Raw genomic sequence first — 11,685 nt, 5'->3', positions numbered from 1 at the left:
GCGAGAAAGAGGAACGCGATGAGCAACCCGTTCGAGGACCCCGAGGGCACCTACCTCGTCCTGGTCAACGACGAGAACCAGCACAGCCTGTGGCCGGACTTCGTGGACGTGCCGGCCGGCTGGCGGGTGGTCCACGGACCCGGGTCGCGGCAGTCCTGCCTGGACCACGTCGAGGCGAACTGGACCGACATGCGGCCGCGCAGCCTGGCCGAGTCGATGGACGGCTGACCCGGGCCTCCGGGCATACGGGCCAACGGGCATACGGAAGGGGGGGCCGGTCGGTGACCGGCCCCCCCTTCCCCGTGCTCCCCGCCGCGTCAGGACGCGGGCTGCTCCACCTTGGTGTCCGTCTTGCCGTCGACGGCCGCCGCCAGCTGCGGCACCAGCCGCTCGATCACGTACGGAAGGCTGAGGACGGTGCCCATGGACAGGGCGTTGCCGTAGTCGCTGGTCTCGTTGACGTAGACCTCGCGGCCCTCCTTGACCACCTTCAGGTCCTTGTAGGAGGCGTCCTTGTGCAGCTTGGCGGCGTCCTTCGTGACATCGCCGACCTGCCAGACGATGGCGCTCTGGTCGAGGAGGTCGGTGCGCTCCTTGCTGATGTTCGCGCCGAACTGGTCGCCGATCACCTTGTCGAGGTCCTTGGGCAGCGAGAAGCCCAGGTCACCCAGGAGGTGCGAGCGCGGGTCCTGGCTGCCGAAGACGAACATGCCCTCGTACGGGGTGGCCATGACTGCCGTGGCGCCCTTGAAGTCGGGGTGCTCCGCGGCGGCGGCCTTGATCTTCTCCTCGGTGTCCGCGACCGCCTTCGCGGCCTCCTCGGACTTGCCGAGCGCCTTGCCGATCGTCTCGGTCTGCTCCTGCCACGGCACGCCGTAGTCGTTGTACGCCTTCGGCTGGGCGACCACGGGCGCGAACTTGGACAGCGACTCGTACTGCTCCTTGGTGAGTCCGCCGTACACCGCGAGGATCAGATCGGGCTTGAGCGCGGCGATCTTCTCCACCTGCGGGCCGGTGCCGGTGTCCTTGAGGACGGTCGGCGCCTCGGCGGAGCCGAGCTTGTCCGCGGCCCAGGGGCCGATGGCGCCCTTGTAGCCGCCGAGCCACTCGGTGGTGCCGACGGGGACCTTGCCGAGGGCGAGGACCGAGTCCTGGTCGGTGAGGCCGACGGTGACGATCCGCTTGGGCTCGGCCTCGATCGTGGTGCTGCCGTACTTGTGGGCGACGGAGACCGGGAAGGCGGACTCGCCGGAGGAGGTGCTCGCCTCCGCGCCGGCGCCCGACGCGTCGTCGGAGTCGGAGTCGCCGCCGCACGCGGTGGCGAGGAGCAGGGTGGCGGAGGCGAGCACGACGGCGAGTCGTGGCGCTCTGCGGGAGCGGAACATCAGAGGTCCTTCGGTTCGGGTTCCTGTGGAGCGATGCGTGTGGGGGTCTCGGGGACCGGCCGGGGGCCGGTGTCGCGGGCGTCCGACCACGCCGACCAGAGGGCGGCGTAGGGGCCCCGCGCGGCGCGGAGTTCGTCGTGGGTGCCGCTCTCGACGACCCGGCCGGCCTCCATGACGACGACACGGTCGGCGGTGGCGGCCTGGCTGAGGCGGTGGGCGACGATCAGCGCGGTCCGGCCGTCTATGGCGCGGGCGACCGCCTTCTCCAGGGTGCGCGCGCCGGCGCTGCCCGCCTCGGCGGTGGCCTCGTCGAGGATCACCAGGGGCGGGTCGGCGAGGATCAGCCGGGCCAGCGCGAGGGCCTGGGTGCGCTCGCCGCTGAGGCGGTGGCCGCCGTCGCCGACGACCGTGGCGAGCCCGTCGGGCAGGGCCTCGGCCCAGCCGAGGGCGTCGACGCGGTCGAGCGCGGCGCGCAGTTCGTCGTCGGTGGCGTCGGGCCGGGCGAGCCGCAGGTCGTCGGCGAGGGGGCCCGCGAAGACATGGGTCTCCTGGGTGATCAGGGCGATCGTGCGGGAGGCGGCGGAGCCGAGTTCGGTGGGCGGGATCCCGCCCACCAGGACACTGCCGGTGGTGGGCGGCTGGATGCCCGCGACCACCTTGGCCAGCGTGGTCTTGCCCGCTCCGCTGGCGCCGACCAGGGCCACGCGTTCGCCGTGCCGGACCGTCAGGTCGATGTCGTGCAGCACGGGGTGGCCGGTCCGGTAGGCGTGGCTCAGTCCGCGGACGGTGACGTCGACGCCGCCGGTCTCGACGGAGTGCGTCGGCGCCGGGGGTACCGGTTCGTCCGTGACGCCGACGAGCCGGGCGAGGCCCGCGGTGGCGGACTGGGCGTCGTCGAGGAGGGCGAGGGCCGCGTTGACGGGACCGAACAGATTGTGGAAATACAGGGCGGCGGCGGTCGCCGTACCGATGGTGGCGGAGCCGTCGCGGACCAGCCAGTAGCCGGTGACGAGGACGGCGGTCAGTCCGATGTACTCGGCGATGTGCAGTCGGCTGTAGAAGCCGAGGACGAGCCGGACGCCGCGCATGGTGAGCGCCACCACGGACCGGGACCGGTCGGTGACCCGTTCGGTGTGCTCCCGGCCCAGACGGAACGACCGGACGGTGGAGCTGCCGCCGATGGTGTCGAGCATCTGCTGCTGCTGGGCGCCCGCGGCCACCCGCTGCTCCGCGTAGAGCGGGATGGCGCGGGCGACGTACCAGCGGGCGGTGGCGATCTGCACGGGGACCGCGAGCAGCGCGGCGAGCAGGAACCGCCAGTCGAGCAGCGCCATGGCGCCGAGCGTCAGGAAGATGGTGAGCAGGGAGTGCCCCAGCGCGGGCAGCGCGTTGCGGACGGCGTCGGCGATGAGGGAGACATCGGCGGTGACCCGGGCGGTCAGGTCACCGGCGCCGGCCTTCTCGACCCGCTCCAGTGGGAGGGCCAGGGCGCGTTCGACGAAGCGTTCGCGCAGCCGGGCGAGGGTCGTCTCGCCGAGCCGGGCGATCTGCGAGAGCCCGAACCCGGCGGTGACGCCCTGGACCACGGCGGCGGCCACCAGCAGGGCCGCGGTGACCGTGATGGCGTCGGCGGAGCCCCGGTCGGCGGCCAGGTCGACGATCCGGCCCAGCAGGGGCTGCACCAGCAGGCCCACGGCGGTGGAACCCACCATGACGGTGAAGGCCGACAGCGCCAACCGCCGCTGCGGGCGCAGCAGTTCGGCGACCGCCGCCCGGGTGCGGGCGGGGGTGGCGACGGGCAGCAGCTCGGGTCCGGGGCGGTTGGCGCCACGGGGCTCGGCCTCGGCCGTGGTGTCGGCGCCGGGTCGCTCGGTCATGTCAGAACCGCCGTACGGTAGTCGGCGCACTCGTGGACGAGGCGCTCGTGGTCGCCGGTCGCGGTGACCCGGCCGTCGTGGAGGAGGACGGCCCGGTCGGTGACGGCGAGCAGGGCCGGGCTGTTGGTGATCAGGAGGGTGGTGCGTCCGCCGCGTACGTCCCTGATCCCGGCGGCGATACGGCTCTCGGTGACGGCGTCGACGGCGGTGGCGGGCTCGTGCACGACGAGGACGGGCGCGTCGGCGGCCAGGGCCCGGGCCAGGGCGACCCGTTGCCGCTGTCCGCCGGAGAGCGAACGGCCGCGCGCGGTGACGGGCGTGTCGACGCCGTCGGGCAGCGCGCGGGCCACCTCGTCGGTGCCGGAGGCGGCCATGGCGGCGGCGACTCCGACCGGAACCGCCGACGTGGTGGTGGCGACCGACGTAGTGGTGGCGACCGCCGCCGTGACGTTCTCCAGGACCGTGCCCTCGAACAGGTCCGCGTCGTGCTCGGCGACGAGGATCGCGGCGCGTACGTCGTCCAGGGCGAGCGTGGTCAGTGCCGTGCCGTCCAGTTCCACGGCCCCCTCGTCGGGGTCGGCCCGGCGGCCGAGGCAGCGCAGCAGGGCGGTGGCGTCGGCGGGGTCGGTGGTGGCGACGCCGACGGTCTCGCCGGGGGCGATGTCGAGGTCGAGGCCGCGCAGGGTGCCGTGGGTGAGGGCGCGCAGCGTCAGCCGCCCCTCGACGGCGTCCCCGCTGGAGCCGTCCGCGGAGGGGGCGTCGGACACGTCGCCGGGGGCGTCGAGCACCTCCGCGATCCGGGCGGCGGAGGCGCGGCCCTGCGCCAACTCGGCGTTGACCCAGGCGAACTCGCCGAGCGGGCCGACGATGAACAGGGCGAGCCCGACGGAGGAGACGAGTTCACCGAGGCCGATGTCGCCGCGGGCGGCGAGGTGGCCGCCGACGAGGGCGACCACGGCGATGAAGGCGCCGGTGAGGATGGTGACGACGCCGTTCTGCCAGGCCTCCGCGCGGGCGGCGCGCAGGGTCGCGGCGAGGGAGTCCTGGCTGACGCGCCGGTAGCGGGCGACGGCCGCCGTCTCGGCGCCGATGCCCTTGAGGACGCGCAGCCCGGCCACCAGGTCGGCGGCGACGCCGGAGGCCTGCGCGGCACGCTCCTGCTCGGTCTCGCTGCGCCGTTCCAGGGGCTTGCTCAGCAGGTGTCCCAGCCACAGCAGCAGCGGGGTGCCGAGGAGGACGAGCAGGCCCAGGACGACGGAGACCCGCAGCAGGGCGACCGCGCTGACCACCAGTCCGGCGGTGGCCGCGACGGCGACGATGAGGGCCATGGCGACGGCGCCGACCCGTTTGGCGTCCTCGGTGGCGATGTTGGTCAGTTCGCCCGGCAGCCGCCCCTCCTCGGCGCCGCCCTCGGGCGCGAGGACCCGGCCGACGAGTTCGGCCCTGAGGTGGTGGGCGGCGGTGACGGAGGCCCGCTCACCGGCGCGCGCGCTGAAGCGGAAGCTGAAGGAGAGTCCGACGTACAGGACGGCCAGGACGGCGAGCCAGAGCAGCAGTCCGGGGGCGTCGCCGTCCACGACTCCGCGTTCGATGGCCAGTCCGATGAGCACCGGCACCAGTGCCTCGCCCGTCTGGTGCCCCATCCCCAGAACCGCGCCGAACACGACGTCCCGACGCTGTCCGCCGACCGCGCGCCACAGGACGTTCCGTCCCGGTGGGTCCGCTCTTCTCACGCAACACTCCGGACCGGTTTCGCCAACACAGGATATGTACAAGAAAACTTAGGTAAGGCTAACTAGATTTGTCTCCCTGGACCAGCCCCGAAACCTGTTCGAGATCTAGGGGGTGATTCGACATCCCCCTGACCGGCTGCCTCCGCGCCATGACGAGATGTCACCGGGCCACCGCCCCGACCGGAAGGACCTGTTCGTGCTCAGCACCAGGATCACCAACGCCCACATCGTCACCATGGATCCGGACCGCCCGGCCGCCCGGGAACTCGGGATCTGGCGAGGACGGATCGTCGGCCTGGACGAGGACGTGGCGGGCCTTCCGGCACGGCGGACGCTGGACCTGGACGGCGCCACCGTGCTGCCGGGCTTCATCGACGCCCATGTGCACCTGGCGTGGGCGGGCCTGAAGGCGAAGGCGCCCAGCGTCGCGCCGAGCCGCAGCGCGGACGACGTGCTCCGCGTGGTCGCGGACGCGGTGGCGCAGGCGCCCGCCGGCGGCTGGGTCGACTTCGGCGGCTACGACCAGCGCACCCTGGACCGCCCCCTCACGGCGGCCGACCTCGACGCCGTCAGCGCCGGGCGCAAGGTGTACCTGGGCCATCTCTCCGGGCACGCCTGCCTGGTCAACTCGGCGGTGCTCGCCGGGCTCCCGGCGGAGGTGGCCCGGCCGGACGGTTTCCTCGCCGAGGGCGCCATGGGGGCCGCGTTGCAGTCCCGGCCGCCGCACTCGCTCACCGAGCTGGCCTCGGCGATCGAGCACGCCGCCCGGGTCTGCCGGTCCGAGGGCATCACCGGGGTCGCCGAGGCGGGCGTCGGAGCCCGGCTCTTCGGGCACAGCCCCATCGAGGGCGCCGCGTACCAGCTCGCCCACGAGTCCGGCCGACTGCCGCTGCGGGTACGGCTGATGGTGGCCGCCGACGCGCTGCGGCCGGTCGGCGCGGACCCCGGGGACAACACGAGCCGGGCGATCGACCTCGGGCTGCGCACCGGCTTCGGCGAGGGCGCGCTCTCCCTCGGCGCGCTCAAGATATTCACCGACGGCGGCATGATGGCCCGTACGGCGGCCCTCACCAGCCCCTACCTGAGCCCCGACGGCTCGGGTGCCCCCGGCGGCTCCGGTCAGCTCATGCACGAGCCCGAGGTGCTGGAGAGCACGATCGTCGAGGGCCATCTCGCGGGCTGGCAGCTCGCCGTGCACGCGATCGGCGACCGGGCCCTCGACGTCGCCCTGGACGCGTTGGAGAAGGCCCAGAAGCTGCTGCCGCGCCCGGAGGCCCGGCATCGCGTCGAACACGCGGGCCTGGTCCGCCCCGACCAGCTCCCCCGGCTGGCCGCGCTCGGCGTCACCGTCGTCATCCAGCCCAGCTTCCTGCGCTACTACGGCGACGACTACGCCACGATCATGGGCGAGGACCGGGCGGGCTGGCTCTACCGGGGCCGGGGCTTCCTCGACCACGGCGTCCGGGTGGCCGGCAGCTCGGACCGCCCGGTGGCGAACGGCGCCCCGCTGCGGGCGATCCAGTTCATGGTGGAACGGGCCTCGGAGTCCGGCCGTCTCATCGGCCCCGCCGAGACGGTCACCGTGGACGAGGCGCTGCGCGCGTACACCGTCGAGGCCGCCCGCGCCTGCCACTGGGAGACCGACGCCGGCAGCCTCACCCCCGGCAGCCGGGCCGACCTTGTGGTGCTCGGCGACGACCCCCGCCGGGTCGACGTGTCGCGCATCGGCGACATCGAGGTGGTGCGGACGTTCGTCGAGGGGGAGGACGACTACTGACGGACCGGGAGCGGGGTCAGAGCGGCGCGGCGCCCGGTCAGACCGGCGGGCGCCGGGCCGGGATCGTGCGCAGGAAGTCCGCCGACGGCACGAAGAACATCGTTCCGGTCACGGCCCGGGAGAAGTCCAGGATCGGGTCGTGGCCGGTCGGCGGTTCGCCGAGGAACATCCTCCGCAGCATGGTCTCGGGGACCTCGGGGTCGCGGGCGTAGGCGATGAAGTACGTGCCGAACTCGCCCTGTCCGGGCCTGCCGAAGGGCATGGCGGCGCGCAGTATGCGCTGCTCGGTGCCGTCCGGTCCGACGAGGGTGTTGACGTCGACGTGCGAACCCTCCACGTCCAGCTCCAGGTTGGTCAGTTTGGTGCGGCCGATGACCTTCTCCTGTGCCTCGACGGGAAGCTTCTCCCAGGCGTCCACGTCGTGCAGGTACTTCTGTACGAGCACATAGCTGCCGCCCCGGAAGCCGGGGTCCTCGTCACCGACGAGGACCGTCTCCGCGGCCACGCGCCCGACCGGGTTCTCGGTGCCGTCGACGAAGCCGAGGAGGTTGCGGGAGTCGAAGTACGCGAAGGCCTGCACCTCGTCCTCCAGGGTGGCCGCGCCGCGCAGTTGCCGCATGATCTCGGCGGCCAGCGCGAAGCACAGGTCGACGCGCGTCGCCCGGATGTGGAAGAGCAGGTCGCCCGGTGTGGAGACGGCCCGGTGCCGGGGTCCCTGCACTTCCGGGAAGGGGTGCAGGGCGGCGGGCCGGGGCGCGCCGAAGAGCCGGTCCCAGGCCTCCGCGCCGATCCCGGCGACACAGCCCAGGGCGCCTTCGGGGCTGGAGAAGCCCACCGCCCGCTCCAGCCCGGCGAGTCCGGCGAGCACCCCGCGGGCCGTCGACTCGCCGCCGGGGTCGACGGTGACGACCAGGAAGACCGCGGCGGGGGTCGACGGACCCAGCATCGGCTGCGACAGAACGTCCTCGGACACGACCGGCAGCGCCATGACTCCCCCTCTTCTGCGGGCACGTTCCGCCCCCCTCACCATGCCCGGTCGGGACGAGGACGATACACACCGGTTCCGTCCACCCCGCAAACAATGATGAACGACACAATCTCGCAGGTCACAAGGGTGGTTACGGAAGTGCGGGTCCATGTTGTATACGCGGGGACCGGGACGCCCAATACTGTGCGCAGACGTCACCAGGGGGGCACTCGATGAAGTGGTTTCAGCGCGACCGGGCGAAGCAACGGCCCACCGCGATACCGGAGTTCGGAGTCGGCAAGAGCGACGAGCCGCCCCGGCAGGCACCCCCGCCGCTCACCGCCGGCGGCCCGGCGCTCCAGCGGCTCGCCGGGGACGGTGACGAGGTCGGCCGGCTGACCACCGGGACCGGGCCGGTCATCCTCGACATCACCCACCAGGGGGCCGGGCACTTCGTGGTGGACGCCCTGGACGGGCGGCTGCACTCCCAGAGCCAACTCGTCTACACCGACGGGCCGTTCTCGTGCCGTGCCCTGGTGAACGCCGACGACCGGCCGGTGCGGGCGCTGCGCGTCCAGGCGGACGGGCCGTGGACGGTCGACGTGAGCCCGGTGTCGAGCGCCCTGCCCTGCGAGGGCACCACGCGGCGCCCGGCCTCGGACGTGCTGGGCCACACCGGCGGCCTCGCGATCGCGACCCTCCGGTACGAGGGCGACCCCCGGTCCGACGACGGCGGCTACTTCCTCGTCGACACCTTCGAACCGGACGGCACCGGCTTCCTCGACGAGCTGGCCCATCACGTCGGCCCCTGGCACGGCGAGGCCGCGCTCACCGGCCCCTGTCTCGTCTACGCCCGCTCCGACGGCCCCTGGTCCCTCACCGTCCGCCCCCTGACATAAACGGATGACCCTCTCTTATTTCTGTAGGGTTGCCCCGAGGCTCCCTGTGACCGATGCGCGCCCGGGGACGTGGGACCGTACGCGGAGGGGGAACCGCACTCATGACCGCAGTGCCCGTACCGGGGGCCGGAGATCCCCTGGTGGCACGGGAGGCCGAACTCGCCCGGCTCTCGGGGATCGTGGAGGCGCTGGGGAACGGCCGGGGGGCGGTGGTGGAGATCACCGGGGACCCCGGTATCGGCAAGACCCGTCTCGCCCTGGCCCTCGTGGAGTTCGCCGCGCGCCGCGGCCTGCCGGTCGCCCGGGCGCACGCCGTACGCGGTGGCTCCGCCCCCTTCCAGGTGTTCCGCGACGCCTGGGAGGCCCGGCGGGGCTTCCCCCGGACCGTCGGCGCCCGGACGCCGCCGTTCGCCGAGGTCCGTGACCGGCCCGCCCGGTGGGCCGCGGGCGGGGTGCTGGTGCTGGACGACGTCCACTGGTGCGACGCCGAGTCCACGGCGACGCTGGTCCGGCTGGTCCGTTCCGTGGTGTCCCACCCGTTCGTGCTCGCCCTGGCCCACCGCCCCCGGCAGACCCCGCCCGAGCTGCGGGAGGCACTGGAGGACGGGGTGCGGGCGGGCACGGTGACCCGGATCGAACCGGGTCCCCTGGACACGGAGGCGGTCGCGTCCCTCCTCGTCGGCCGGGGCGCGGACCCGGCCCGGCACGGCCGATCCCCCGCCGAACGCCGGGAGGCCGAAGGCCGGGAGGCCGAAGGCCGGGAGGCCGAAGGCCGGGAGGCCGGACGCCGGGAGGCCGAACGCCGAAAGTTCGCCGACCGGTTGGCAGGCGCGGCCGGGGGCAATCCGCGTCATCTGCGGCTGCTCCTAGCGGCCGACTGGGACCCCGGCCTGTGGCCCGACCGTCCGGGAACGGACCCCGACGGGCTGCTCCGCGAGGCCAAGCCCCTCGTCGCCGAACTCGACGCGCTGACCCCGCCGGCGTCGACGGCGATGTCGGCGGCGGCCGTCCTCGGCTCCCCGTTCCGGCCGCAGGACGTGGCCCAGGTCTCCGGGCTGGGCCTGGACGGCACCCTCGACGTGCTCGCCGAACTGGAGCGGTCGGACCTGGTACGCCCGGCCGCCGGCGGCGGTCTGCGCTTCCGGCACCCCGTCCTCGGCCATGTCGCGTACGAGCGGGCCGGGCTGTCCTTCCGGCTGCGCGCCCACCGTCGTGCCCTGGAACTGGTCGCGGCCCGGGGCGGCCGGGCCGCCGAACGCGCCCGGCACGCCGAGCACCTGCTCGGCACGGACGCGGCCGGCGCCGCGCGCACCCTGGCCGAGGGAGCCGCGGAGATCGTCGGCCGGTCACCGGCGACCGCGGCGCGCTGGTACCGCCTGGCCCTGGACGCACTGCCCGACCGGGGCGGGGACCCGGCCGCCCGGACCGCGCTGGAACTCGCCTGCTGCCGCGCCCTGAACGCCTCCGGGCGGCCGGAGGAGGCCCGCGCCCGCGCGCACGAGCTGCTCGGGGATCCGCGGGCGGACCTCACCGAGAGCCAGTCGCTCCAGGCGCACACCGTCTGGGCCGACGCCGAACGGCGGCTCGGCCGGTACAAGGAGGCGACGGCCGTCGTCGGCGCCGCCCTCGGCCTGCTGCCCCGGCCGCTGCCCGATCCGCTGCCGCCCGAGGCCGTCCGGCTCGCCATCGAGTACGGACTGGTCCATGTGGTCCGCGGTACGCACGACGAGGCGCGCACCCTGCTCCGCGAGGCCGCGCTCGCGGCGGGCGCGGCCGATCGCGGGGACCGCACGGTGCTGCGCGTCCTGTCCGCCCTCTGCGCCGTCCACGCGGGCGACGTCGACGAGGCCGGCCCCGAGATCACACGGTGCGCGCGGCTGCTGGACGCGCTGCCCGACCCGATCGCCGGCCGGACCCCGGAGACCCTGGCCCTGCTCGGCTGCGCCGAGTTGTACCTGGAGCGGTTCGCGGACGCGGCCCGTCATCTGGGCCGGGGGCTGGAGACCGCCGACTCGGACGCCCAGCGGCCGATCCTGATGCACCGGCTGCTGGCCCTCGCCATGGTCGAGCAGTGGACCGGCCGGCTGGAGGCCTCCGAGCGGCGGGCCCGGGAGGTCGAGACCGTGGCGGGCGCGCTCGGCGCCGAGGGCGCGGTCACCCTGGCGCGGGCGATGCGGACGACGGCGCTCGTCTGGTCCCGTGGCCGGGAGTACGCGGCCGAGGCCGTCGCACTGGTCGAGGAGGCGACGACGGTCACCCCGCCCGGCCGGAGCTGGTGGGCCACCTCGGCGACGGGCCTGCTGGCGCAGGCGCGGCTGCTGGCCGGGGACGCCGCCGGCTGCCGGCGGACGCTGCTGGAGGGCGTGGGCGGGGAGGGACTGCCGCTGGTGCGCCCGTTCACCCGGCCGTTCCTGCTCGCCCTGCTGGCGACGGCCACGCTGGAGTGCGGTGACCGCGAGCGGGCCGAGCACCTGGTCCGGGCCGCCGAGACGGCGGCCGGCCGGCTCGGGCTCCCGGTCCAGGAGGCGTACGTCCAGGAGGCCCGCGCCCGGCTCCATCAGGCCGACGGGGAACACGACGTGGCGGCCAAGCTGTTCGTCCTGGCCGCCCAGGCGTTCCGGGCCGCCGACATGCCGGTGCGGTACGCCTGGGCGCTGGCCGTCGCCGCGCCCTCGCTCGCCGCGGCCGAGGGCCGGGCCGAGGCGCTGCGCCACCTGGACGTGGCCGAGACGGTCGCCCGTTCCTGCGGGGCGCGGCTGGTGCGGGAGCGGGTGGCCGACCTGCGCACTGCCCTGGCCGAGAGCGACCCGGCCGCGCACGCGCTCGGCACGCTCAGCGACCGCGAACGCGAGATAGCCGACCTCGCCGCGCAGGGGCTGCGCACCCGCGACATCGCCGAGCGGCTCTTCCTCAGTCCGCGCACGGTGGAGACCCATCTGTTCCGCGTCTACCGCAAGCTCGGCGTCTCGTCCCGTCTCACCCTGTCCGCGCTGCTGCGCCGGACCGGTTAGGCGCGGACGGGGACGGGGGGCCGAAGCGGCTCACTC

8 protein-coding genes are annotated in these 11,685 nt (G+C 74.4%); 4 read left to right on the top strand and 4 right to left on the bottom strand.

Annotation, left to right across the window (positions count from 1 at the left end; genetic code table 11):
- Positions 1–18 precede the first annotated feature (18 nt).
- Entirely contained in the window at positions 19–228 is a 210-nt protein-coding gene (locus ACZ7MG_RS04115) for an MbtH family protein (protein WP_471392304.1), read from the top strand.
- An 89-nt stretch (positions 229–317) separates the two neighbouring features.
- Here ACZ7MG_RS04115 and ACZ7MG_RS04110 read toward each other — a convergent pair whose 3' ends face one another.
- From ACZ7MG_RS04110 to ACZ7MG_RS04100, 3 genes are read right to left on the bottom strand one after another with little or no spacing between them, the layout of a single operon-like run.
- Complete coding sequence (locus ACZ7MG_RS04110; protein WP_471392301.1) at positions 318–1,385, bottom strand: iron-siderophore ABC transporter substrate-binding protein; 1,068 nt, start codon at positions 1,383–1,385, stop codon at positions 318–320.
- On the bottom strand, positions 1,385–3,262 hold the full coding sequence (locus tag ACZ7MG_RS04105; protein WP_471392298.1) for an ABC transporter ATP-binding protein: 1,878 nt from the start codon (positions 3,260–3,262) through the stop codon (positions 1,385–1,387). The genes ACZ7MG_RS04110 and ACZ7MG_RS04105 overlap by 1 nt, the downstream gene beginning before the upstream one ends.
- Positions 3,259–4,995: an ABC transporter transmembrane domain-containing protein gene (locus tag ACZ7MG_RS04100; RefSeq protein ID WP_471392295.1), complete on the bottom strand. Its 1,737-nt coding sequence runs from the start codon at positions 4,993–4,995 to the stop codon at positions 3,259–3,261. The genes ACZ7MG_RS04105 and ACZ7MG_RS04100 overlap by 4 nt, the downstream gene beginning before the upstream one ends.
- A 196-nt stretch (positions 4,996–5,191) precedes the next feature.
- On the opposite strand from ACZ7MG_RS04100, the gene ACZ7MG_RS04095 reads away from it, so the two are divergent.
- A complete protein-coding gene (locus ACZ7MG_RS04095; RefSeq protein WP_471392292.1) occupies positions 5,192–6,772 on the top strand; it encodes an amidohydrolase in 1,581 nt (526 codons plus the stop codon).
- A 37-nt stretch (positions 6,773–6,809) separates the two neighbouring features.
- On the opposite strand, the gene ACZ7MG_RS04090 is transcribed toward ACZ7MG_RS04095, so the two are convergent.
- On the bottom strand, positions 6,810–7,760 hold the full coding sequence (locus tag ACZ7MG_RS04090) for a Dyp-type peroxidase (protein WP_471392290.1): 951 nt from the start codon (positions 7,758–7,760) through the stop codon (positions 6,810–6,812).
- A 212-nt stretch (positions 7,761–7,972) separates the two neighbouring features.
- On the opposite strand from ACZ7MG_RS04090, the gene ACZ7MG_RS04085 reads away from it, so the two are divergent.
- Both ACZ7MG_RS04085 and ACZ7MG_RS04080 read left to right on the top strand, forming a co-directional pair.
- Positions 7,973–8,638 carry a hypothetical protein gene (locus tag ACZ7MG_RS04085; RefSeq protein WP_471392287.1) on the top strand — a complete coding sequence of 222 codons (666 nt, stop codon included), beginning with the start codon at positions 7,973–7,975 and terminating at the stop codon, positions 8,636–8,638.
- Between the two features lie 101 nt (positions 8,639–8,739).
- The gene (locus tag ACZ7MG_RS04080; RefSeq protein WP_471392284.1) at positions 8,740–11,649 is read left to right on the top strand and encodes a helix-turn-helix transcriptional regulator; all 2,910 of its coding nucleotides are present in this window, start codon (positions 8,740–8,742) and stop codon (positions 11,647–11,649) included.
- Positions 11,650–11,685 lie beyond the last annotated feature (36 nt).

It is taken from the genome of Streptomyces sp. NPDC107538 (assembly GCF_055657445.1).
This window is presented reverse-complemented; position numbering and strand designations above follow the sequence as displayed.

Coding starts and splice junctions, on each gene's coding strand:
- ACZ7MG_RS04085 (WP_471392287.1), top strand. CDS start 7,973: ATGAAGTGGTTTCAGCGCGACCGGGCGAAGCAACGGCCCACCGCGATA.
- ACZ7MG_RS04080 (WP_471392284.1), top strand. CDS start 8,740: ATGACCGCAGTGCCCGTACCGGGGGCCGGAGATCCCCTGGTGGCACGG.
- ACZ7MG_RS04110 (WP_471392301.1), bottom strand. CDS start 1,385: ATGTTCCGCTCCCGCAGAGCGCCACGACTCGCCGTCGTGCTCGCCTCC.
- ACZ7MG_RS04090 (WP_471392290.1), bottom strand. CDS start 7,760: ATGGCGCTGCCGGTCGTGTCCGAGGACGTTCTGTCGCAGCCGATGCTG.
- ACZ7MG_RS04115 (WP_471392304.1), top strand. CDS start 19: ATGAGCAACCCGTTCGAGGACCCCGAGGGCACCTACCTCGTCCTGGTC.
- ACZ7MG_RS04105 (WP_471392298.1), bottom strand. CDS start 3,262: ATGACCGAGCGACCCGGCGCCGACACCACGGCCGAGGCCGAGCCCCGT.